At 64.4% G+C, this 22,805-nt stretch carries 21 protein-coding genes and 1 tRNA gene; 17 read left to right on the top strand and 5 right to left on the bottom strand.

The annotated features are described in order from the left end of the window. Window positions 1-159: 159 nt before the first annotated feature. Window positions 160-252, bottom strand: a tRNA-Ser gene (locus tag NLM15_RS25830). Between the two features lie 705 nt (window positions 253-957). Between NLM15_RS25830 and NLM15_RS25825 the strand changes: the two genes are divergently transcribed. Next, window positions 958-2,529, top strand: coding sequence for a porin (locus NLM15_RS25825; protein WP_254120247.1), 1,572 nt, complete (start codon window positions 958-960; stop codon window positions 2,527-2,529). 131 nt (window positions 2,530-2,660) lie between these two features. On the opposite strand, the gene NLM15_RS25820 is transcribed toward NLM15_RS25825, so the two are convergent. Together NLM15_RS25820 and NLM15_RS25815 are read right to left on the bottom strand one after the other, a co-directional pair. Continuing rightward, a complete protein-coding gene (locus tag NLM15_RS25820) occupies window positions 2,661-3,140 on the bottom strand; it encodes a MarR family winged helix-turn-helix transcriptional regulator (protein ID WP_254120246.1) in 480 nt (159 codons plus the stop codon). 149 nt (window positions 3,141-3,289) lie between these two features. Next, entirely contained in the window at window positions 3,290-5,680 is a 2,391-nt protein-coding gene (locus NLM15_RS25815) for a lytic transglycosylase domain-containing protein (RefSeq protein ID WP_254124414.1), read from the bottom strand. A 279-nt stretch (window positions 5,681-5,959) separates the two neighbouring features. Here NLM15_RS25815 and dapA point away from each other — a divergent pair, with 279 nt between their 5' ends. From dapA to NLM15_RS25795, 4 genes are all read left to right on the top strand, one after another. After that, window positions 5,960-6,850, top strand: coding sequence for a 4-hydroxy-tetrahydrodipicolinate synthase (gene dapA / locus NLM15_RS25810; RefSeq protein ID WP_254120245.1), 891 nt, complete (start codon window positions 5,960-5,962; stop codon window positions 6,848-6,850). Window positions 6,851-6,906: 56 nt separating this feature from the next. Continuing rightward, complete coding sequence (gene mscL, locus NLM15_RS25805; protein ID WP_254124412.1) at window positions 6,907-7,314, top strand: large conductance mechanosensitive channel protein MscL; 408 nt, start codon at window positions 6,907-6,909, stop codon at window positions 7,312-7,314. Between the two features lie 73 nt (window positions 7,315-7,387). After that, entirely contained in the window at window positions 7,388-7,861 is a 474-nt protein-coding gene (gene smpB / locus NLM15_RS25800; RefSeq protein WP_094891864.1) for an SsrA-binding protein SmpB, read from the top strand. Between the two features lie 16 nt (window positions 7,862-7,877). Further along, the gene (locus tag NLM15_RS25795; RefSeq protein WP_254120244.1) at window positions 7,878-8,459 is read left to right on the top strand and encodes a peroxiredoxin; all 582 of its coding nucleotides are present in this window, start codon (window positions 7,878-7,880) and stop codon (window positions 8,457-8,459) included. On the opposite strand, the gene NLM15_RS25790 is transcribed toward NLM15_RS25795, so the two are convergent. Next, window positions 8,456-9,130 carry a uracil-DNA glycosylase gene (locus NLM15_RS25790; protein WP_254120243.1) on the bottom strand — a complete coding sequence of 225 codons (675 nt, stop codon included), beginning with the start codon at window positions 9,128-9,130 and terminating at the stop codon, window positions 8,456-8,458. The genes NLM15_RS25795 and NLM15_RS25790 overlap by 4 nt on opposite strands. Next, window positions 9,111-9,758, bottom strand: coding sequence for an NYN domain-containing protein (locus tag NLM15_RS25785; protein WP_014494741.1), 648 nt, complete (start codon window positions 9,756-9,758; stop codon window positions 9,111-9,113). Before NLM15_RS25785 ends, NLM15_RS25790 begins: the two co-directional genes overlap by 20 nt. Before the next feature lie 329 nt (window positions 9,759-10,087). Here NLM15_RS25785 and rpoZ point away from each other — a divergent pair, with 329 nt between their 5' ends. From rpoZ to NLM15_RS25725, 12 genes are all read left to right on the top strand, one after another. Next, entirely contained in the window at window positions 10,088-10,480 is a 393-nt protein-coding gene (gene rpoZ, locus NLM15_RS25780; RefSeq protein WP_014494742.1) for a DNA-directed RNA polymerase subunit omega, read from the top strand. Window positions 10,481-10,688: 208 nt separating this feature from the next. Beyond that, window positions 10,689-12,974, top strand: a complete 2,286-nt coding sequence (locus tag NLM15_RS25775) for a bifunctional (p)ppGpp synthetase/guanosine-3',5'-bis(diphosphate) 3'-pyrophosphohydrolase (protein WP_254120242.1) — start codon at window positions 10,689-10,691, stop codon at window positions 12,972-12,974. 44 nt (window positions 12,975-13,018) lie between these two features. Continuing rightward, the gene (locus NLM15_RS25770) at window positions 13,019-13,771 is read left to right on the top strand and encodes a pyridoxine 5'-phosphate synthase (protein WP_254120241.1); all 753 of its coding nucleotides are present in this window, start codon (window positions 13,019-13,021) and stop codon (window positions 13,769-13,771) included. Continuing rightward, entirely contained in the window at window positions 13,768-14,187 is a 420-nt protein-coding gene (gene acpS / locus NLM15_RS25765; protein WP_124157965.1) for a holo-ACP synthase, read from the top strand. The genes NLM15_RS25770 and acpS overlap by 4 nt, the downstream gene beginning before the upstream one ends. 250 nt (window positions 14,188-14,437) lie before the next feature. Then, window positions 14,438-15,202 carry a signal peptidase I gene (gene lepB / locus NLM15_RS25760; RefSeq protein WP_015685654.1) on the top strand — a complete coding sequence of 255 codons (765 nt, stop codon included), beginning with the start codon at window positions 14,438-14,440 and terminating at the stop codon, window positions 15,200-15,202. Then, complete coding sequence (gene rnc, locus NLM15_RS25755) at window positions 15,199-16,080, top strand: ribonuclease III (RefSeq protein ID WP_254120240.1); 882 nt, start codon at window positions 15,199-15,201, stop codon at window positions 16,078-16,080. Before lepB ends, rnc begins: the two co-directional genes overlap by 4 nt. Then, window positions 16,070-16,996: a GTPase Era gene (gene era / locus NLM15_RS25750; RefSeq protein ID WP_254120239.1), complete on the top strand. Its 927-nt coding sequence runs from the start codon at window positions 16,070-16,072 to the stop codon at window positions 16,994-16,996. The genes rnc and era overlap by 11 nt, the downstream gene beginning before the upstream one ends. A gap of 21 nt (window positions 16,997-17,017) precedes the next feature. Continuing rightward, a complete protein-coding gene (locus tag NLM15_RS25745) occupies window positions 17,018-17,398 on the top strand; it encodes a hypothetical protein (protein ID WP_254120238.1) in 381 nt (126 codons plus the stop codon). A 133-nt stretch (window positions 17,399-17,531) separates the two neighbouring features. Further along, a complete protein-coding gene (gene recO / locus NLM15_RS25740; RefSeq protein ID WP_254120237.1) occupies window positions 17,532-18,284 on the top strand; it encodes a DNA repair protein RecO in 753 nt (250 codons plus the stop codon). A 126-nt stretch (window positions 18,285-18,410) separates the two neighbouring features. After that, window positions 18,411-18,686 carry a hypothetical protein gene (locus tag NLM15_RS25735; protein ID WP_254120236.1) on the top strand — a complete coding sequence of 92 codons (276 nt, stop codon included), beginning with the start codon at window positions 18,411-18,413 and terminating at the stop codon, window positions 18,684-18,686. 61 nt (window positions 18,687-18,747) lie between these two features. After that, on the top strand, window positions 18,748-21,006 hold the full coding sequence (parC, locus tag NLM15_RS25730; RefSeq protein ID WP_254120235.1) for a DNA topoisomerase IV subunit A: 2,259 nt from the start codon (window positions 18,748-18,750) through the stop codon (window positions 21,004-21,006). A 246-nt stretch (window positions 21,007-21,252) separates the two neighbouring features. Continuing rightward, window positions 21,253-22,803 carry an ABC transporter substrate-binding protein gene (locus NLM15_RS25725; protein ID WP_254120234.1) on the top strand — a complete coding sequence of 517 codons (1,551 nt, stop codon included), beginning with the start codon at window positions 21,253-21,255 and terminating at the stop codon, window positions 22,801-22,803. The last annotated feature ends 2 nt before the right edge of the window (window positions 22,804-22,805 follow it).

The following is a 22,805-nucleotide window of genomic DNA, read 5'->3' as shown; positions in this document are numbered from 1 at the left end:
CGGATCTGGCGATCCCGCCGCGAGATGCGGGCGCACTTATATAAGGAGAGCGCGAATCGGGCTGAGCCCAGCGGCGCTGATCCTTGCGCCAGGCTTTCGCTGCCGCGCCACGGTCGCTTCAGGTGAAAGAACGCGCAGGTCTCTGATTCTGCTGCTGGGTGGCGGAGAGGGAGGGATTCGAACCCTCGATACAGCTTGAGACCGTATGACGCTTTAGCAAAGCGTTGCCTTCAGCCACTCGGCCACCTCTCCGGTGCGAGCCTTATGCATCTATTTGCTTGGGCCGGTCAATTTGTAACCGTGCGTTTGCGCTCGAATGTTCCCAACGATTTTCGTGACAGAGGGCCTGTCCGGGCTTCGAATCTTTCCGTCTCCGCAAACCGGGCTGCCGGCCCCGGTGCCAATAACCCCCACGACCCATAAAGAGTGTCCGTCGTGTGCGCCCTGAGCGCCGCCGTGGTGAGTGTCTGCGCGTGGTGAAGACTCGCCCGAAGCCGGTTGCAGCATCTTCTCGAGTCGCCCTCTGATTCCACGATTCGAATGCGTCAAAGTCCCTTCTGGGTGAGCTCCCGTCCTTGGCGCCTCAGGTGGGGAATTTTGACGGCAAAGGGAACCGTCCAGAAAACATAAACGAAAACAATGTGTTGCGAGGGCGCTTCGATCACATCTGCGTGTTATTTGTGCAACACCCTTCGGAAAACACACGTCATGGGCGCGTTACGGAGCGTTCTGTTGTTGTGTGTGCAAGGACGTTCGGTAATTGTGACTGAGCGACGGAGGGGGGCATCCCGAGGTCGTCCCGTTTTAGGTGGTTCGCTTAAGTCCCTCGCGTTCAGCGGGTGTGTCCGAAGGCGCGAAGCGACTAAGCGGTGAAGTTAAGGGACAAGGGAACCAACCTAGGGTGTTTCACCCAGCGGATCCGGAACCTTCCCTATAGAGCAAACTTGGAGGTTTAACATGAAGTTGGTTAAGAGCCTTTTGCTCGGTTCAGCGGCGGGTCTCATCGCTGTTGGCGGAGCTCAGGCGGCCGATCTCCCCGTGAAGGCCAAAGCGGTCGAATACGTGAAGATCTGCTCGCTGTACGGCGCGGGTTTCTACTACATCCCGGGCACCGATACCTGCATCAAGCTGGGTGGTTATCTGCGCGCTGAAGTCGCGCTGAACACGAACAGCGTCTACGGCGCTCAGAACGGCTCCCCGGCCGGTGCGCGCAACCGCCTGAGCAACTACTACACCGCTCGCGCTCGTGAAGATCTCAACATCGACACGCGCACCGCGACCGAATACGGCGTCGTCCGCACCTTCTTCGATGCGACGTTCTCCTGGACCACCGGCGGCTATCAGGGCACCGGCTCCGCGTTCGGCGGCACTGCCTACAGCAGCACGCTGGCCCTCAACACCTCGGGTGCCACCCCGGCCCTCGTTGGCTCGACGGTCAACCCGACTGACGGCGGTACCTCGGGCGGCTCGCTCGGCGTGTACTACGCCTTCATCCAGTTCGCCGGCTTCACGATGGGTAAGGCCGTGTCGCAGTTCGACGCGCCCTGGACCAACTATCCCGGCAACAACTTCGACGGTCTCGTCGGCGGCTCCGGTACGGTCACCGGCGTCAACCAGTTCACCTACACCGCTGACTTCGGTCAGGGCGTGACGGCGGCGTTCTCGGCGGAAGACGCGACGGCCTACTATCAGGCTGGCAACGTCAACCTCAGTGGTACGTCTCTGGCCGGCCTCTTCGGCGGCACCAGCGGTACCAACGCCATCGGCGGTTCGCGCTCTCCGAACCTCGTCGGTATGGTCCGTGTCGACCAGGCTTGGGGTCTCTTCCAGGCGTCGGTTGCTGCGCATGACAACCACGTTGCCTACTACGGCGCGACCGAGACGACCGGCCACCCCGACGACAAGTGGGGTTGGGCTGTTCAGCTCGCTCTGTCGATCAAGAACATCCCGACCGGTGCGGGTGACGTGATCAACATCTCGGGCGTCTACACCGACGGTGCCACCCGCTACAACTTCCAGAACCTGGCGGGCAGCTCCTTCTCGATGTTCGGCAGCTCCGGCGTTGCCTACCAGAGCGTCGGCTTCGCCTTTGCTCCCGACACGGTGTTCATCACCGGCAGCGGCCAGGAGAGCGTTAAGTCTTGGGGCTTCCGTGGTGCCTACACCCACAACTGGGATCCCTACTGGAACACCGCAATCTACGGTGCTTACGCTGGGCTCCAGTACGGCACGATTGGCAAGACGGCGATCTGCGGCGCGACCGGTACCGGTGGCTTCCTCGGCGGCCTGGCTGGCGTCACGGGTTGTAACCCTGACTTCAACATCGGTCAGATCGGCTTGATCACCCGCTGGACCCCGGTCAAGAACCTGACGTTCTCGGCTGACTTCACCTGGACCCATCTGGACCAGAAGTTCTCTGGCGTCGTTGCTAGCGCTGGTGCTGGTGCTATCGCGAAGCCGGCTGCGGCTTACGAGCTGAAGGATCAGGACTCGCTGACCCTGCTGCTCCGCGCTCAGCGCAACTGGTAAGTTCGGTCTAACGACCTGACAGAGAGCCCCGGCGGGAAACCGCCGGGGCTTTTCTTTTGTCTACCGAGTCCTTCCGTCAGAGCCCGGCGAGTTCAGCTTTCAAGCACTTCAGGGTGACTGAGATCCGCAGATCAAGAAACGTCGATCGCCAGCAGGCGTGCAGCGAGACGGGCGTTCCTGGCGATTGTCGCGAGCGCGGCGTTCAGATCAGCCAGGGTCTTCTCGTCGAGCTCGTTGAACATGGTTGAATTCAAGGCGAGCTTTCGCTTGGACAGTTTCTCGATGCCCGTTGTCGCCTTTGTCGTCAGCGACATCAGGACGAAACGCGCATCGTCCTGTCCCGGCCGCCGCGACAGGAAGCCGGCTTTTTCCAGGCTCTTGGTCTGGTTGGTCACGAAGGCCGGATGGACCCGCAGCTTCTCCGCAATGTCGACTCCTGCGACGCCTTGCCCCTCGTCCAGTTCGGTGATGGCCATCAGGATCAGCCACTGCGGCTCTGTAACGCCCAGCAGTGCGGCCCAGCTCGTATGGATGTTCTCCAGCTGAGCGTGAATTTCGACGACGTTCCAGATGAGGTCCGTAATCGCTCTGTCGAGTTTCTTCTCGAGCATATCGTCCGGCTTCCATCAAAACGATCAGATCATGTCTCATTCTACCGGCATATTTGGCCGGCGTCTCGACTGTCGCAGATCAGCGAGCGTCAATAGATCGTCTAGGGCCGGCGCCATTGGTCGCAGTAGATTCCCTCGCGTGGAGAGCTCTACTCAACGCTGCCGGCGCCGCGGCGCAAATCGGCCTCGATCTGCAAGCGCGTGCCGCCGCCGAAGCGGGCGCGATAGACCTGCAGGTTCTCCATGATCCGCTGCACGTAGTTGCGCGTCTCGGAGAACGGAATCAGCTCGACCCAGTCGACCGCGTCGACCTTGGGATCGCGCGGATCGCCGTAGCGGTCGACCCACTTCTTCACGCTGCCGCGGCCGGCGTTGTAGGCGGCAAAAGTCATGATGTAGGAGCCGCGGTAATCCTCGAGCAGCCCGCCGAGTTCGGCCGAGCCGAGCGTGGCGTTGTAGACTGAATCGTTCTTCAGTCGCCCCAGATCGTAGGTCGCGCCGTGCCGCTTGCACACATAGCGCGCGGCATCCGGCGTCACCTGCATCAGGCCATAGGCCTGCGCCGGCGAGACCACGGAGGGATTGAATGCGCTCTCCTGCCGCGCGATGGCATAGACGATACTGCGCTCGACCTCGGGGCCGATCGGCGTGAACTGCGGGATGCCGTTGACGGGGTAGGCGTAGAAGTCGAACGGCAGGCCGCGGTTGAGCGCGGCCTTGCCGAGCAGCAGCATGCCGCGTGCGTCGCTGTAGCGCTGGCTGAGCTCGCCGAGGCCGGCAAGCGCCTCGGGATCGCCGTTCTCGCCCATGTCGGCGAGCAGGGGCACGGCCATCTCGCGCTCGTCGAGCTCGTAAAGCAGGTGCGCGGCGCGCACGATCTCCAGCCGTTCGGCGCCGCGGCCGCGCGGCTGGCTGTTGAGCTCGATCTGCGGCAGGCCGAGCTTCGCGCGCGCGAGCTGGCCGTAATAGCTCGTGGATTGCTCGGCGGCCCGTGCATAGGCGTTGCGTGCCTCCTGCTGGCGGCCCGCAGCTTCCGCGGCGCGGCCCTGCCAATAGCCGGCGCGCGCCAGCGTGGTCGGATTGACGCTGCCAACGCCGATGCGGGCGAAGTGCTGGGTGGCCGCTGCCGGATCATTGAGGAAGCGCAGCGCGATCCAGCCCGCGGTGAATTCCTGCTCGGTCTTGTAGATGTCGCGCGAGGGCAGGGCGGCATCGCGTGCGATCAGATAGGCGCTGCGGAATTCCTCGGTGTCGATCATCTTGCGCGCCAGCAGGCGACGCTCGATCCACCATTCGTCGAGATTGTAGAGCCGGTTCGGATCCTTCGGTGCCGACAGCATCAGCTGCGCGGCTTCCGCAAACTTCTCCTCGCGGCGCAGGAGCTGGATCTTGCTGAAGATGAAGCCGGGATCATTGTGCAGTTCGCGCGGTACGGCGTCGAGCAGCGCGCGCGCGTTCGGCGCCTTCTTGACGGAGGCGATGCGGGCCCTGGCAAGCGCAACATAGCCGGCGCCGAGGCGCTTTGCGGCGCGGAGCGCGGCCTCGTTCTCGCTGCCGTAGAGCAGCGTGTCCATCCGCGCCTTCTGATCGCCCGGCGTCAGCAGTGCGCCGAACTGGTCGAGCGCATTGTTCTCGGTGTCCTCCGACATCGGATCGCTGCGCCAGGCCTCGCGCACCAGCCGTTCGGCATTGGCGCGGTCGCCGCGCGCCAGCATCGCCTTGGCGAGCGTGAAGCGGCCCTTGGCGGAAACCGGGGATTCATTCTCGAACCACGACCACGCGACTGAATCGTCGCGCCTGTCGTCCCACATCGCGGCTTCGAGGCGCCGGCGCAGGAAGGTCTGCGACGGCCAGCTCGGATTGGCGGAGAGGAAGGCGCGGTAGCGTTCCACGGTCGCGCCATTGTCCTCGCTGCGCAGGATGATCCATTCGGCGAGCTTTCGTGCGACGGGATCCGAGATCGAGGCTGCGTAATTGGTGGCGTCGCCCGACTTGCGCTTGCGCACGAGCTCGATGACGGTCTCGAGCGTGTCCTTGTCGGCTTGCGACGTCGAGGAGGTTGCAGCGACCGCGGCCGGCGTCACCGGCTTGCGCGGCGTGGCGTGCTGGCGCGTCGCCGGCGCAAGCACGGGAGCTGCGACCGGTTTGGCGACGGGCGCCGGGGCGGTGGGTCTGACGGTGGCCGTCACGGCCGGCGCGGGTGCGGCTTTGGGAGCTGAACCGTGGGCGGCCGGGTGCGGTTTTGGCGCGGAGGCAGCCGCCGCAGGCTTGGGCTTGTCCTTCGCAGGTTCCTTGCCGGCGTTCTTGCCGGCATCCTTTCCAGCGTCCTTGGCAGGCTTCTTCGCAGCATCCTTGGGCGGGGCGCTGGCCGCACCCTTGCTTCCACCCTTGGCTGCGTCCTTCGGCGTTTCCTTGCCAGTTCCTTTGGCCAAGCCCTTGGCGGCTTCCTTGGCGGCTGGTTTCGCGGTGTCCTTGGCGCCGTCCGGGGTCGTCTCATTGGACTTCGCCAGGGCGGCGCAGCCGACCGACAGCCCTGCCATCAGGCACACGACCAGACCGGTGGATCGCCATGCGGCACGAGGAAGGGAGATCACGGCGTTCGTCGCCCCGAATCAGTCAAGTGGCCCAAGATCTAGCTGTATTTGATTGAATATGCGGGCAAAATACCAACAGCTACTTACCTTTGCCGGGTTTGCACCATTACCGCGGCAAAATCGCGGCCTAAACGGTGCGTCACACGGAAGCGGGTCTTTTACCGGTGGGATAGACCCGATATGAATGCGGCTTGCTCTCAAGATAGCCGCGTACGGAGGAAGTCCATGGCAGCCAAGACGAAATTCCGGGGATCGTTCACCGCCTTGGTCACGCCGTTCAAGAACGGCTCGCTGGACGAGGCGGCGTTCCGCTCCCTGGTCAACTGGCAGATCTCGGAGGGCACCAACGGCCTCGTCCCGGTCGGCACCACCGGCGAGAGCCCGACGCTCAGCCATGACGAGCACAAGAAGGTCGTCGAATGGTGCATCGCTGAAGCCAAGGGGCGTGTGCCGGTGGTCGCGGGTGCCGGCTCCAACTCGACGAAGGAGGCGATCGAGCTCGCCCAGCACGCCGAGAAGGCGGGTGCGGACGCCGTGCTGGTCGTGACGCCCTATTACAACAAGCCGACCCAGGAAGGGATGTACCAGCACTTCAAGGCGATCAACGATGCGATCGGCATCCCGATCATCATCTACAACATCCCGCCGCGCTCGGTGATCGACATGTCGGTCGACACCATGAAGCGGCTGTGGGAGCTGAAGAACATCGCCGGCGTCAAGGATGCCACCGCCAGCATGGTCCGCGTCTCGCAGCAGCGCGCGGCGATGGGTGAGGATTTCAACCAGCTCTCCGGCGAGGACGCGACCATCCTCGGCTACATGGCGCATGGCGGCCACGGCTGTATCTCGGTGACCTCGAACGTCGCGCCGCGCCTGTGCTCGGAGTTCCAGGCCGCCTGGGCGAAGGGCGATCATGCCACCGCGCTGAAGCTGCACGACAAGCTGATGCCGCTGCACAACAACCTCTTCATCGAGAGCAATCCGGCGCCGATCAAGTACGCGATGTCGCTGCTCGGCAAGCTGGACGAGACGCTGCGGCTGCCGATGGTGCCGGTCTCCGAACCGACCCGCGTTGCCGTGCGCAGTGCGATGGTGCACGCTGGGCTGATCAACTGATGCGTTAGCAAATCGGGGGGAAGCCGTTCATGAGCGCCGACGAAAAGGGCAGGCAGATGCTCAAGGAGTTCCGCGAATTCGCCATGAAGGGCAATGTCGTCGATCTCGCGGTCGGCGTCATCATCGGCGCGGCCTTCGGCGCCATCGTCACCTCGCTGGTCGGCGACATCATCATGCCGATCATCGGCGCCGCGACCGGTGGCCTCGACTTCTCGAACTACTTCGCCCCCTTGTCGAAGGCGGTGACCGCCACCAACTTGGCGGATGCGAAAAAGCAAGGCGCAGTACTTGCTTACGGTAGCTTCCTGACGCTGACGATCAACTTCATCATCGTCGCCTTCGTGCTGTTCCTGGTGATCCGTGCCATGAACACGCTGAAGCGTAAGGAGGAGGCCGCACCGGCTCCGAAGCCGTCGGCCGAAGTCGAGCTGCTGACCGAGATCCGCGATCTCCTCAAGAAGTGACGCGCGCGCTTCAACCAAACTGTTAGCTTACGCGCGCATCTCGATCAGGTTTGTTGTCCAGGTTTTGCAAGTCATGGCCGATAAGAACGAACGTCCTATCAAGGTCATGGCGGAGAATCGCAAGGCCCGCTTCAACTACGCCATCGAAGACACGATCGAGGCGGGCATTGCGCTGACCGGCACCGAGGTCAAGTCGATCCGCAACGGCAAGAGCACGATCGCGGAATCCTACGCCGATTCCAAAGACGGCGAGATCTGGCTGATCAACGCCACCATTCCCGAATATCTCCAGGGCAACCGCTTCAATCACGAGCCCAAGCGGCCGCGAAAGCTGCTTCTCCACCGCAAGCAGATCAACAAGCTGATGGGCGCGGTCGACCGCGAAGGCATGACGCTGATCCCGCTCAAGCTCTATTTCAACGAGCGCGGCCGCGCCAAATTGCAGCTGGCGGTTGCAAAGGGCAAGAAGCTGCACGACAAGCGCGAGACCGAGAAGAAGCGCGACTGGAGCCGGGAGAAGGGCCGCCTGATGCGGGCGAGGGGATAGCGGCAAGGATATTGGGATGACCCAGAAGAGCCTGCTCGAGGTCGATTGGAGTAAGATTCCCGCACCTGCCGATGACGGCGGCACCGCGCATCTCAAGGGCACGACGCTGCCGGAGATCACCCTGCTCGCCACTGACGACACGTCGGTCACGCTGTCGGCGCTGCGCGGCCGGACCGTGGTGTTCGCCTATCCCCGCACCGGCGAGCCCGGCAAGATTGCGCTGGTCGACGATTGGGACATGATCCCGGGCGCGCGCGGTTGTACTCCGCAGACTTGCGCGTTTCGCGACCTGTTCGCCGAGCTGAAAGCCGCCGGCGCCGCCCAGGTGTACGGCCTCTCGACCCAGAGCAACGCGTACCAGACCGAGATGGCATCGCGGCTGCACCTGCCGTTCCCCGTGCTGTCGGACGAGAAGCTGGCGCTCACGCGCGCGCTCGATCTGCCGACCCTGGAGGTCGCAGGCCTGACCTTGATCAAGCGGCTGGCGCTGATCATCGACGATGCCAGGGTCACGCATGTGTTCTATCCGGTGTTTCCGCCCGACCGGAACGCCGGCGATGTCCTGGACTGGCTGAGGGCCAATCCGGCCAAGCTCTAGTCGAGGTCGGCCTTCACCTTCGCGAATACGGACCGGAACATGTCCGTCGTCAGCACGCCGGTGTTCGTGTTGTAGCGCGAGCAATGATAGCTGTCGTAGAGCCTGAACGCGCCGGCCTGATGCACGGCGCCGTGGCCGAAGGGGGCTTGCGAGGCCTTCAGGTTCAGCGGCTTGAGCACAGTGTCGTGCGCGATGCGGCCAAGCGCGACGATGGCGCGCAGGTTCGGCATCGTCGCGAGATTCGCAGCGAGGAACTGGCGGCAGGTGTTGATCTCGATCGGCAGCGGCTTGTTCTGCGGCGGCACGCAGTGCACGCCATTCGCGATCCGGCAGTCGACCAGCTTCAGGCCGTCATCCGGCCGCGCCTGGTAGACGCCCCTGGCAAATCCGTATTCGAGCAGCGTGGCGTAGAGCAGGTCGCCGGCATAGTCGCCGGTGAACGGACGGCCGGTGCGGTTGGCGCCCTGCATTCCGGGCGCGAGGCCGACGATCAGAAGCCGCGCCTTGATGTCGCCGAAGGGCGCAACCGGCGCATTGTGCCACGACGGCTCGCGCGCGCGGTTCGCCTCGCGAAAGGCCACCAGGCGCGGGCAGAGCGGACAGTCACGGTCGGGAACGAGGGTGGGGGGCTGGCGGCTTGACCGTGCCGCTTCACTCCTCGAAGTCGTCATCGCCCCTCGGCGCCATCGTGGTCGCGCGCTGGAGGAACTGCGGGGCGTGGTGGCGTCCCTCGCCGCGCTCGCCGCGGTCACGCGGGGCGGGGCGTTCGGACGGGTCGCGGCCGAGCTTGGATTGCAGCTCGACGAGGTCGGTGAAGACGTCGGCCTGGCGGCGCAACTCGTCGGCGATCATCGGCGGCTGGCTCGCGATGGTGGAGATCACGGTGACCCGAACGCCACGGCGCTGGACGGCCTCGACCAGGGAGCGGAAGTCGCCGTCACCCGAGAACAGCACCATCTGGTCGATGTGCTCGGCGAGCTCCATGGCGTCCACGGCGAGCTCGATGTCCATGTTGCCCTTGACCTTGCGGCGGCCGGAGGCGTCGATGAACTCCTTGGTCGCCTTGGTGACGACGGTGTAGCCGTTGTAGTCGAGCCAGTCGATCAGCGGGCGGATCGAGGAGTATTCCTGATCCTCGATGATCGCGGTGTAGTAGAACGCCCGCAACAGCGTCCCGCGGCTCTGAAACTCCTTCAGCAGGCGCTTGTAGTCGATGTCGAAGCCGAGAGTTTTCGCCGTCGCGTACAGATTGGCCCCGTCGATGAAGAGCGCGATCTTGTTGGTAGCAGAAGGTGACATTCAGTTTGCTCGCGTAGTGGTCGTGATTGATCGTTTATTGTTGGCGCGGCGGCGGCAAGCCGCGCGGTCTTATGGTGCCGCCCAAACCCGTCGAAACCGCAAATCCGGAGAAGTCGGGGCAATCAAGGTATAGTTATGACGGACCTGCGCACGCCCGGCGCCGCCCTCAATGGCAGCCCGGCAAATCACCCATCCCAGCCCCAATGTGGGGGTAGCAGAGCCGTTTGGCGAGGCCAAATCACAAATTGGCCTTGCGAAATCGCCCTGTCCCCTATAACTAGCCCCGATCATCCACATATTTCGTCCCACCCACAACGGAGCGACAGTCCATGGCTCGCGTCACCGTAGAAGATTGTATCGACAAGGTCGACAACCGGTTTGACCTGGTCCTGCTGGCCGCCCACCGAGCCCGCATGATTTCGTCCGGTTCACAACTAACGGTTGACCGCGATAACGACAAGAACCCTGTTGTGTCTTTACGCGAAATTGCCGACGAGACCATCTCGCCGGAGGACCTCCGCGAGGAGCTGGTGCACTCGCTCCAGAAGTTCGTCGAGGTCGACGAGCCCGAGCCCGATACGGTGCCGCTGATCGGTTCCGCCGGCGCCAGCGTCGATGCGGACGATACCGAAGTTGCCGTTGAGCGCATGACCGAAGAGGAGCTCCTGAAGGGTCTCGAGGGCCTCGCGCCGCCGGAAGAGCAGCCCGAGGAGGACGAGTAAATCGTCCCATCGCAGTCGTCGACTTCTTGTGATCTTATCAAAGGCCCGAACCCGTGTTCGGGCCTTTGCTTTTGTTGGCGTTTTCGTGGTTACCATAGCGTTGCTACATCGCGCTGCGCGGCTGTCACCGAATTGATCGGACGCACGCGCGATCGGAGCTAAGATGGATACAACGGGCCACTCAGGGTCCGTTTGAAGGCAGGATGGCATGGTGTATCGGCGCCGGAGATCAACGCAGATGCTGGCCGCAACCGAATCGGTTGCCGTGGCCCCGACTGCGCCGGTGGCTCGCTCGGGCAAGCCTCGCGCGCGCATGATGCGTCAATATGACCTCGTCGAGCGCGTCAGGTCCTACAATCCCAACACCAACGAAGACCTGCTGAACCGCGCCTACGTCTACGCCATGAAGGCGCACGGCTCGCAGACCCGTGCCTCGGGCGATCCGTATTTCTCGCACCCGCTCGAAGTGGCGGCGATTCTCACCGATCTGAAGCTCGACGACGCCACCATCGTGGCCGCGCTGCTGCACGACACGATCGAGGACACCGAGGCGACCCGTGCCGAGATCGACCAGATCTTCGGGGCCGAGATCGGCGCGCTGGTCGAGGGGCTGACCAAGCTGAAGCGGCTGGAGCTGGTGTCGCGCGAGGCCAAGCAGGCCGAGAACCTGCGCAAATTGTTGCTGGCCATTGCCGACGATGTCCGCGTTCTCCTGGTCAAGCTCGCCGACCGCCTGCACAACATGCGTACGCTGGACTTCGTGCCGGCGGAGTCGCGACGGCGCATTGCCGAGGAGACGCTCGACATCTATGCGCCGCTGGCCGGCCGCATGGGCATGCAGGAAATGCGCGAGGAGCTGGAGGATTTGTCCTTCCGCACCCTCGATCCCGAGGCCTATTCGGTGGTGATGCAGCGGCTCGACTCGCTCGCCGAGCGCAACCGCAACCTGATCGGCGAGATCGAGGACCAGCTCTCCAACAATCTGCGCCACCGGGGGCTCGGCGCGCGGGTCTATGGCCGCCGCAAGAAGCCATTCTCGATCTGGACCAAGATGGAGCGCAAGTCGGTCGGCTTCGAGCAATTGTCCGACATCTTCGGCTTCCGCCTCGTCGTCAACGACATCGAGGCCTGCTATCGCGCGCTCGGCATCGTCCACACCAACTGGCCGGTCGTGCCCGGGCGTTTCAAGGACTACATCTCGACGCCGAAGCAGAACGACTATCGCTCGATCCACACCACCGTGATCGGCCCCGGCAACCAGCGCGTCGAGCTCCAGATCCGCACCGAGGCGATGGACCAGATCGCCGAGCGCGGCATCGCCGCGCACGTGTTCTACAAGGAAGACGTGGGCTCGCCGACCGAGTTTCTCAAGCGCGAGTCCACGGCGTTCGCCTGGTTGCGCCACACCATCGGCATTCTCTCGGAGAGCGCCAACCCCGAGGAATTCCTCGAGCACACCAAGCTCGAGCTGTTCCACGACCAGGTGTTCTGTTTCACCCCGAAGGGCAAGCTGATCGCGCTGCCGCGCCATGCCAATGTGATCGACTTCGCCTATGCCGTGCACACCGACGTCGGCAACAGCGCGGTGGGCTGCAAGATCAACGGCCAGTTCGCGCCGCTGTCCTCGGAGCTCCAGAACGGCGACGAAGTCGAGGTGCTGACCTCGGAAGCGCAAGCGGCGCCGCCGTCCGCCTGGGAGACGCTCGCGGTCACCGGCAAGGCCCGCGCTGCGATCCGCCGCGCGACGCGCACCGCCGTGCGCGATCAATATGTCGGTCTCGGCCGGCGCATCGTCGAGCGCCTGTTCGAGCGCGCCAAGATCGAATACGCCGACGACAAGCTCAAGGGCGCGCTGCCGCGGCTGGCGCGGACCTCGATCGAGGACGTCATGGCGGCGGTCGGCCGCGGCGAGATCAAGGCCTCCCACGTCGCGCGCGCGATGTATCCCGACTACAAGGAGGAGCGCATCGCGCGCTACGGCGTCAAGAAGGGGCTCGCCGCCAAGCTCAAGGAGAAGTCGTCGGAGCCGCCGCGCAGCCCGGTCGCGATCCCGATCCGCGGCATCAATTCGGACCTGCCGGTGAAGTTCGCGCCGAACGGCGGCGCCGTGCCCGGGGACCGCATCGTCGGCATCGTCACGCCGGGCGAAGGCATCACGATCTACCCGATCCAGGCGCCGGCCCTGAAGGATTTCGAGGAGGAGCCGGAGCGCTGGCTCGACGTGCGCTGGGACATCGAGGACTCCGCGCCGCAGCGCTTCCCGGCCCGCATCAAGGTCGAGAACGTCAACGAGCCCGGCGCGCTGGCGCAGATCGCGACCGTGATCGCCGAGCACGACGGCAACATCGACAACATCAGCATGCAGCGCCGCTCGCCCGACTTCACCGAAACGACGATCGATCTCGAAGTCTACGATCTGAAGCATTTGAGCGCGATCCTCGCCCAGTTGCGCGCGAAGGCGGTCGTCGCCCGCGTCGAACGTGTTAATGGATAGACGCCTCTCGCATTCGCCTGTCCCCCGATCTCGTGAGTCCTGAAATGCCCGCTACTCCGCTCCGCCTCGGCGTCAATGTCGACCATGTCGCGACCCTGCGTAACGCGCGCGGCGGCCGCAATCCCGATCCGGTGCGCGCGGCGCTGATCGCGATCGAGGCCGGTGCGGACGGCATCACCGCGCATCTGCGTGAGGATCGCCGGCACATCCGCGACGAGGACATGGCGCGGCTGAAGGCCGAGATCTCCAGGCCGCTCAATTTCGAGATGGCGGCGACCGACGACATGATGCGGATCTCGCTCGCGACCAGGCCGCACGCGGTGTGCCTCGTGCCGGAGCGCCGCCAGGAGGTGACGACCGAAGGCGGGCTCGACGTCGTCGGCCAGCACAATGCGCTCGCGCCCTACATCGCGCGGCTGAACGATGCCGGCATCCGGGTCTCGCTGTTCATCGCCGCCGATCCCGCGCAGATCGAGATGGCGGCGCGGCTGCGGGCGCCCGTGATCGAGATCCACACCGGCGCCTGGTGCGACGCCGTCACCGACGGTCATACCGACAAGGCCGAGGCCGAATGGAAGCGGATCGTCGCGGGCGTGAAGCTCGCGAAGGAAGCCGGGTTGGAAGTTCACGCCGGCCACGGGCTCGATTACGCGACGGCGGAGACGATCGCCGCGCTGCCGGAGATCATGGAGCTCAACATCGGCTACTACATGATCGGCGAGGCGCTGTTCGTCGGTCTCGCCGAGACAGTGCGCAGCATGCGCGCGGCGATGGACCGGGGCCGGAGCCGGGCATGATCATCGGCATCGGCTCCGACCTGATCGACATCACCCGCGTGGCTAAGGTGATCGAGCGCCACGGTGAGCGTTTCCTGGACCGCATCTTCACCGCGGCCGAGCGGGCCAAGGCGGAGCGGCGCGCCAAGAACGAGAAGATGGTGGTCGCGACCTACGCCAAGCGCTTCGCCGCCAAGGAGGCCTGCTCGAAGGCGCTCGGCACCGGTATCCGGCGCGGCGTCTGGTGGCGCGACATGGGGGTGGTCAACCTGCCGGGGGGGCGGCCGACCATGCAATTGACGGGCGGAGCGCTGGCCCGGCTCCAGGCCCTGACCCCCGAGGGGTTCGAGGCGAGGATCGACGTGTCGATCACCGACGACTGGCCGCTGGCGCAGGCCTTCGTCATCATTTCCGCCGTGCCGCTGGCCAAGCCCTGACCGGCATCCGGTGGTTTTTATAATTCGTATTAATATTCAATGCCTTATGCAGTTTTGATGCGATCCTTGATTGCGTGGCCCCTGACAACCGTCTAAAAGTCCGCGAACGCAAATCAGGCTGGGCGAATTCGGCTTTACGCCGGAATTGGCCCTCATTATCAGAATCAGGACAATCTCCTTGGGCCGCGAACCGGTGGGCTGTTCGCGGGAGGAGGGCGCTCTGTGATCGCCGGCCGGAATTGAGAGAGCAATGAGCGTGACTTCGGGAACGAAAACTGAGAGCGGCGTCGGCGAGACGATCCGGGTCGTGATCCACGCTCTCCTGATCGCGCTGGTGATCCGCACGTTCCTGTTCCAGCCGTTCAACATCCCGTCCGGTTCGATGAAGGCGACGCTGCTGGTCGGCGACTATCTGTTCGTCTCGAAATATTCCTACGGCTATAGCCACTACTCGATCCCGTTCTCGCCGCCGCTGTTCTCGGGGCGGATCTGGGGCTCGGACCCGAACCGCGGCGACATCGTCGTGTTCCGGCTGCCCAAGGACGACTCCACCGATTACATCAAGCGCGTCATCGGCCTTCCCGGCGACCGCGTCCAGATGAAGGACGGGCTGCTCTACATCAACGACACTCCGGTCGAGCGGCAGCGCATGAGCGAATTCGTCGGCGAGGATCCCTGCGGCTCCGAAGGCGGAGGCATCTCGCGGGTGAAGCGGTGGAAGGAGACGCTGCCGAACGGCGTGTCCTATGAGACGCTGGACTGCGCCGACAACGGCTACATGGACAACACCAACGTCTACAACGTGCCGCCGGGCCATTTCTTCATGATGGGCGACAACCGCGACAACTCCACCGACAGCCGCTTCCTCGGTCAGGTCGGCTACGTGCCGCAGGAGAATTTAATCGGCCGCGCCCAGATGATCTTCTTTTCCATCGCCGAAGGCGAGCATGCCTGGATGTTCTGGCGCTGGCCGTGGGCGGTGCGCTGGAACCGCTTCTTCAAAATTGTCCGATGAAAGACGAAGCCAAGGACATTCCGATCCAATCGCCCGAGCCTGCGGCGGGCGCCGACGGCGAAGCTGCGACCAAGACACTTGCGACCAAGACGCCCGAAACCAAGACGCCCGAAACCAAGACGTCTGAAACCAAATCGCCTGCAAAGAAGAAGCGGGTGCGGAGCAGCAAGGCCAAGAACTCGGATGCGAACGCGGCGCTCGAGGCCCGCATCGGCCACAGCTTTGCCGATCCGAATCTGCTGATGCAGGCGATCACGCATGTCTCGGCGCTGAAGTCCGGGCGCAAGCGCGGCGACAGCTATCAGCGGCTGGAATTCCTCGGCGACCACGTGCTCGGGCTCGTCGTCTCCGACATGCTCTATCACGCCTTCCCGAACGCCGACGAAGGCGAGCTGTCCAAGCGACTTGCCGAGCTGGTGCGCAAGGAGAGCTGCGCCGACGTCGCCAAGTCGCTCGGTCTGCTCGACGACGTCAAGCTCGGTTCGGTCGGGCCGAGCGCCGATGCCCGCCTGCGCAAGAGCGTGCTCGGCGACATCTGCGAGGCCGTGATCGGTGCCGTCTTCCTCGACGGCGGCTACGCGGCGGCGGCGGAGTTCGTCAGGCGCAACTGGACCGAACGCATGCACAAGCCGCGGCGTCCCCTGCGCGATCCCAAGACCGTGCTGCAGGAATGGGCGCAGGGCAAGGGGCTGCCGACGCCGGTCTACCGCGAGGTCGAGCGCACCGGCCCGCATCACGATCCGCAGTTCCGCGTTGCGGTGGATCTGCCGGGATTGGCGCCGGCCGAAGGCGTCGGTGGCAGCAAGCGTGCGGCGGAAAAGGTGGCGGCTTCAGTGATGATCGAACGAGAAGGTGTTGGCGGCGGCAATGACGGCTGAAGCAAGCGGCGAGGCGCCCACTGCTACGCGCTGCGGCTTCGTTGCGCTGATCGGCGCGCCGAATGTCGGAAAATCCACGCTGGTCAACGCGCTGGTCGGGGCAAAGGTCACGATCGTCTCGCGCAAGGTGCAGACCACGCGCGCGCTGATCCGCGGCATCGTCATCGAGAACAACGCGCAAGTGATTCTGGTCGATACGCCCGGCATCTTCCTGCCGAAGCGCCGGCTCGACCGCGCCATGGTCTCGACCGCCTGGAGCGGGGCGCATGACGCGGACCTCGTCTGCGTGCTGCTCGATGCCAAGGCCGGAATCGACGAGGAGGCCGAGGCGATCCTCACCAAGGTCGCCAGCGTGAAACACGAGAAGATCCTGGTGATCAACAAGGTCGATCTGGTCCAGCGCGAGAAGCTGCTGGCGCTGGCGCAGGCCGCCAACGAGCGCATGCCGTTCGCGAAGACCTTCATGATCGCCGCGATCTCGGGCGACGGCGTCGACGACCTCAGGCATACGCTGGCCGAGATCGTGCCGCCGGGGCCGTTCCTCTATCCCGAAGACCAGATGTCGGACGCGCCGATGCGGCAACTGGCGGCCGAGATCACGCGCGAGAAGATCTATCGCAAGCTGCACCAGGAATTGCCCTACCAGTCCACGGTCGAGACCGACAAGTGGGAGGAGCGCAAGGACAAGTCGGTGCGCATCGAGCAGACGATCTTCGTCGAGCGCGAGAGCCAGCGCAAGATCGTGCTCGGCGCGGGCGGCGCCACCATCAAGTCGATCGGCGCGGACTCGCGCAAGGAACTCGCCGAGATCCTGGGCGTGCCCGTGCATCTGTTCCTGTTCGTCAAGGTGCGCGAGAATTGGGGTGACGATCCCGATCGCTATCGCGAGATGGGCCTGGAATTCCCCAAAGAATAACCAAGAAAAGATCGGTTACTGATGAGCGTACCCAGCAACGTCCAGCGCTTCGAAGCGCTGCTCTATGCCTCGTTGATGCTGGATGCCCTGTCGGTCGCGGTGCAGGACCGCACGCCCAATGCGGAGATGACCGAGCAGATGCTCATGACGTCGACCCTGCTCGCCGGCGGCATGATCCTGCTTCTGGTCTACTTCGTCTGGCTCGCCGCGCGTTGGCGCAAGAACTGGCCGCGCTGGGTGCTGGCGGCAGCCCTCGTGCTGTCGGTGATCTCGCTCGGCCAGATCATCGGCGAGAAGGGCATGGAGCTCGACAGCGCCATCGAGATCGTCTCCTGCGTGCTGACGACGATGGGGCTGTATTTCTCCTTCACCGGCGACGCGCAGGGCTGGTTCAACGCGTAGCGTTTTGCGCGGTGCCGTAGGGTGGATTAGCGAAGCGTAATCCACCATTTTGGCGTGCACGGGCAATTGGCGGATTACGCCTTCGGCTAATCCGCCCTACGAATGAACGGCGGAATCCGCTACAGTTCACCCCATGGAATGGACCGACGAAGGCATCGTGCTGGGCGTGCGGCGGCATGGCGAGAGCAGCGCCATCGTCGAGCTGCTGACGCGGACGCACGGCCGGCATCTCGGCCTCGTGCGCGGCGGCGCCAGTTCGCGGCTGCGGCCGCTCCTGCAGCCCGGCAACAGTGTCAGCGCGGTGTGGCGGGCGCGTCTCGACGAGCATCTCGGCACCTATGCCATCGAGGGATTGAAGCTGCGTGCGGCGGCGCTGCTAGGAGCCTCCCACGGGGTCTACGGCGTCACCCATCTGGCCTCGATCGCGCGGCTCCTTCCCGAGCGCGACCCGCACGAGGAGATCTTTGCGCTGCTCGAACATTCGCTCGATGATTTCGACGACATCGGCAGCGCCGCCGTGCACCTGATCCATTTCGAGCTGGCGATGCTGGCCGAGCTCGGCTTCGGGCTGGCGCTGGAGAATTGCGCCGTCACCGGCGAGACCACGGATCTGATCTATGTCTCGCCGAAATCCGGCGGCGCGGTGTCGCGCGGCGCGGGCGAGCCGTGGCGGGATCGGCTGTTGCGCCTGCCGCCATTCCTGCGTCATGGCGAGGCCGCCCGCGAGCTCACCGACCAGGACCTCCAGGACGGCTTTCGGCTCACCGGCCTGTTCCTGTTGCGCCATGTGCTGGAGCCGCGCGGGCAGGGCCATTCCGACGCGCGTGCCGGCTTCATCAACGCCCTGACGCGGCAGCAGGCCAAAGCGGCGCTCCCGGCGCCATAAGGCGGACCCGTCCCGACGCCATGAACCGACCGCGCTCCTGCCTTGCCCCTCGACATGGAGTTCCGCGGAACCAAATCGGGTTGGTCGCATTGGCCAAGCTGGGTTCCACAACGGGGACAGCCAAATATGTTGATCAGGGGATTCGCCTTCTCGGCGGCGCTGCTCGCGTTTGCGCCTGATGCAATGGCCGGCGAGCCGCAACCCGGCGTGTTTCGCCGGGCATCCTGCACCGTCGTCCGGTACTATGTGGCGAAATATTCTGCTGCAGCCGCAGAGACATGGGCGCGATCCCACGGTGCGACGGAGGCCGAGATCGAGGCCGCCCGCCGCTGTGTGACCAATACGCCGGCGCCGGCCCAGGCCAAAACCGAGACCGTTACCGCTGGCTGGGCTGGCCACTAGGCCGTCCACCGGGAACCAATCGATCCTTGCCCGATTCGCTTCCACGGTTTAACCGGGCGGCATGGGAAAACGATTGATTCCGCCGGAGGAACCGGCCGAAATTCACGAGGTGCCGCTGCGTGAGGCGCTGGAAGAGCGCTATCTCGCCTATGCGCTCTCCACCATCATGCACCGCGCGCTGCCGGACGCCCGCGACGGCCTGAAGCCGGTGCACCGGCGCATCCTCTATGGCATGCGCCTGCTCCGGCTCGACCCCGGCACCAGTTTCAAGAAGTCCGCCAAGATCGTCGGCGACGTGATGGGCTCGTTCCATCCGCACGGCGACCAGGCGATCTACGACGCCATGGTGCGCCTCGCGCAGGATTTCTCCTCGCGCTACCCGCTGGTCGACGGCCAGGGCAACTTTGGCAACATCGACGGCGATAATCCCGCCGCCTACCGCTACACCGAAGCGCGCATGACCGATGTCGCGCGGCTTCTGCTCGACGGCATCGACGAGGACGGCGTCGAATTCCGCGCCAATTACGACGGCCAGTCGAAAGAGCCCGTCGTGCTGCCCGGCGGCTTCCCGAACCTGCTCGCCAACGGTGCGCAAGGCATCGCGGTCGGCATGGCGACCTCGATCCCGCCGCACAACGCCGCCGAGCTCTGCGACGCCGCGCTGCATCTGATCGAGAAGCCCGACGCGAAATCCAAGGCGCTGCTGAAATGGGTCAAGGGCCCGGATTTCCCGACTGGCGGCATCTGCGTCGATTCCAAGCAGGCGATTGCTGAAGCCTACACCACCGGCCGCGGCTCGTTCCGCGTCCGCTCCAGATGGCAGCAGGAAGAGGGCGCGCGCGGCACCTGGGTTGTCGTCGTCACCGAGATCCCCTTCCTGGTGCAGAAGTCGCGCCTGATCGAGAAGATCGCCGAGCTGCTGGATCAGAAGAAGCTGCCGCTGGTCGGCGACATCAGAGACGAGTCGGCCGAAGACGTCCGCATCGTGATCGAGCCGAAATCGAAGAACGTCGATCCCGCTTTGATGATGGAATCGCTGTTCCGGCTGACCGAGCTCGAAAACAAGATCCCGCTGAACCTGAACGTGCTGATCAAGGGCCGCGTGCCCAAGGTGGTGGGGCTGGCGGAGTGCCTGCGCGAATGGCTCGATCATCTGCGCGACGTGCTGATCCGCCGCAGCAACTACCGCAAGGCGCAGATCGAGCACCGCCTGGAAGTCCTCGGCGGTCATCTGGTCGCCTATCTGAACCTCGACAAGGTGATCAAGATCATCCGCACCGAGGACGAGCCGAAGCCGGCCCTGATCAAGGCGTTCAAGCTCACGGAGATCCAGGCGGAGGCCATCCTCAATATGCGTTTGCGCAATCTGCGCAGGCTTGAGGAAATGGAGATCCGCAACGAGGACAGGGATCTCCGCAAGGAGCTGAAGGGCATTGAAGGCGTGCTCGCCTCGGAAGCCGAGCAGTGGAAGAAGGTCGGCGAGCAGGTCGGCAAGGTCCGCGACATGTTCGGACCGAAGACGCCGCTGGGCAAGCGCCGCACCACCTTTGCCGACGCGCCCGAGCACGATCTCGCCGCGATGGAGGAAGCCCTCGTCGAGCGCGAGCCGGTGACGGTCGTCGTCTCCGACAAGGGCTGGATTCGCACCATGAAGGGGCACGTCGAGGACCTCTCGGGCCTCGCCTTCAAGCAGGACGACAAGCTCGGCATCGCCTTCTTCGCGGAGACGACGTCGAAGCTCCTGCTGTTCGCGACCAACGGAAAGTTCTTCTCGATCGACGTGGCGAAGCTTCCGGGCGGCCGTGGCCATGGCGAGCCGATCCGCCAGTTCATCGATCTCGAGCCGGAGGCGGCACCCGTCACGCTGTTCGTCAACAAGGGCGGACGCAAATTCCTGGTCGCGAGCCACGAGGGCCAGGGTTTTGTCGTCAACGAGGACGATTGCGTCGGCACCACCAAGAAGGGCAAGCAGGTCCTCAACGTCGACATGCCGAACGAGGCGCGCTCGGTCACCGAGGTGATCGGCGATACCGTCGCGGTCATCGGCGAGAACCGCAAGATGCTGATCTTCCCGCTTGACCAGGTGCCGGAGATGGCGCGCGGCCGCGGCGTGCGCCTTCAGAAGTACAAGGACGGCGGCCTCTCGGACGTTGCCGTGTTCGAGGCCAAGGCAGGCCTGACCTGGAAGGACTCTGCTGGTCGCGAATTCTCCGCGACCATGAAAGAGCTTTCGGAGTGGCAGGGCACCCGTGCGGATGCCGGCCGCCTGCCGCCGAAGGGATTCCCGAAGTCGAACAAGTTCGGCAAGGTGATCGGGTAGGCGCGCGACTGTTGCCGCAACATCGGTGTCATGCTCCGCGAAAGCGGGGCATCCAGTACGCCGCGGCCTATCGATTCAATCACAGCTGTCTCTGGAATACTGGATCGCCCGGTCAAGCCGGGCGATGACACCGAAGGTGTCGCGCGCAAACGCGTGGCAGCTAGCCACGAGCGCATACGTACGGGCACGAACATTGCTTTTTCCTCGCGACTGCGAACGTTTCAGTCAAAAGGCAAAAAGACACCAATGTTCAAACTGAAGGCTTTCATTCCGGCGTTGTTCGGGCTCGCGATTGTCGCGGCCCCGGCGCATGCGGCGGGAAATCTCGTTGCGGTGCTCGAGGCGGAGATCGTCACGCTCGATCCGCATTTCTCCACGGCCTATATTTCGCGCACGTTCGGCTACATGGTGTTCGACACGCTGTTCGCGAAGGATTCCAGGGGCGACATCAAGCCGCAGATGGTGCAGGACTGGAAGGTCTCCGCGGACGGATTGACCTATAGCTTCACGCTGCGCGACGGCCTGAAGTGGCATGACGGCCAGCCGGTCACGGCGGCCGATTGCGTGGCCTCGCTGCGCCGCTGGGGCACCCGCAGTGCGCTCGGCCGCCGCATCTTCGCGATCACGGCCTCGCTCGAGCCGACCGATACGAAAACCTTCGTGCTGACGCTGAAGGAGCCGTCCGGTCTCGTCATCGACGCGCTCGGCAATCCCGTCAGTCCCGTCGCCTTCATGATGCCTGAGCGCATTGCCAAGACGCCCGGCGACCAGCGCATCACCGAGATCGTCGGCTCAGGCCCGTTCGTCTACAGCAAGGCCGATCATCGCACCGGCGACCGCATGATCCTGAAGAAATTTGCCGATTATGTGCCGCGCCCCGAACCGGCCGATTTTCTCGCCGGCGGTAAGCGCGTCAACATCGACACGCTCGAGGTCCGCGTCATTCCCGATGGTGCGACCGCAGCTTCCGCGCTGCAGGCCGACGAAGTCGATTTCATGCAATACGCGCCGTTCGATCTGTTGCCGACCATGGAAAAGAACTCTCGCGTCAAGCTCGTCAATTTCACCGGCGGCAACATGTTCGCGGGCGCCTATCGCCTCAACGCCGCATCGAAACCGTTCGACGATCCCGCCATCAGGCGCGTGCTGTGGAAGCTGGTCGATCAGCGCGAGGTGCTGGATGCGCTCGGCCTCGACGCCAAATACGCCGCGCCTTGCGCGACGTACTTCACCTGCGGCACCACTTACGACAGCAAGGCCGGTACGGAAGCCGCTGACAAGCCGTCGATCGAAGCGGCGCGCGCCGCGCTGAAGGCGACGAAATATGCCGGCGAGCCCGTCGTCGTCATGGAAGCCAACGATCTCGAAGCGCCGCGCGTCTCGGCGCAGGTGCTGGCCGAGCGGTTGAAGCAGGCCGGGTTCAACGTCGATCTCCAGGTGATGGACTGGGCGAGCGTGCTGGCGCGCCGCGCCAAGAAGGAGGGCTGGAGCGTTTACGGCGTTCACGCCGGCGGTTTCGACCTCGGCTCGCCCCTGACCAACGTCATGGTCGCCTTCAATTGCGCCGACTTCACCGGCTGGCAGTGTGACGCGCGCATCACGCCGCTGATGGAAGCCTTCGCGAAGGCGCCGGCCGAGGAGGATCGCAAGAAGATCGCAGCCGAGATCCAGACCGTGATGTACGATCAGGCGCCCGCGATCCCGTGGGGCCAGTTCGCCCAGCCGGCCGCCTATCGCGCCACCTTGCGCGGTCTGATACCGTCCGCCATCCCGGTGTTCTGGAACGTTGAGAAGTAACG

Source organism: Bradyrhizobium sp. CCGB20 (assembly GCF_024199855.1).
Taxonomy (GTDB): domain Bacteria; phylum Pseudomonadota; class Alphaproteobacteria; order Rhizobiales; family Xanthobacteraceae; genus Bradyrhizobium.
The sequence above is the reverse complement of the archived record's forward strand: the minus strand, read 5'-3'. Positions and strand labels throughout refer to the sequence as shown.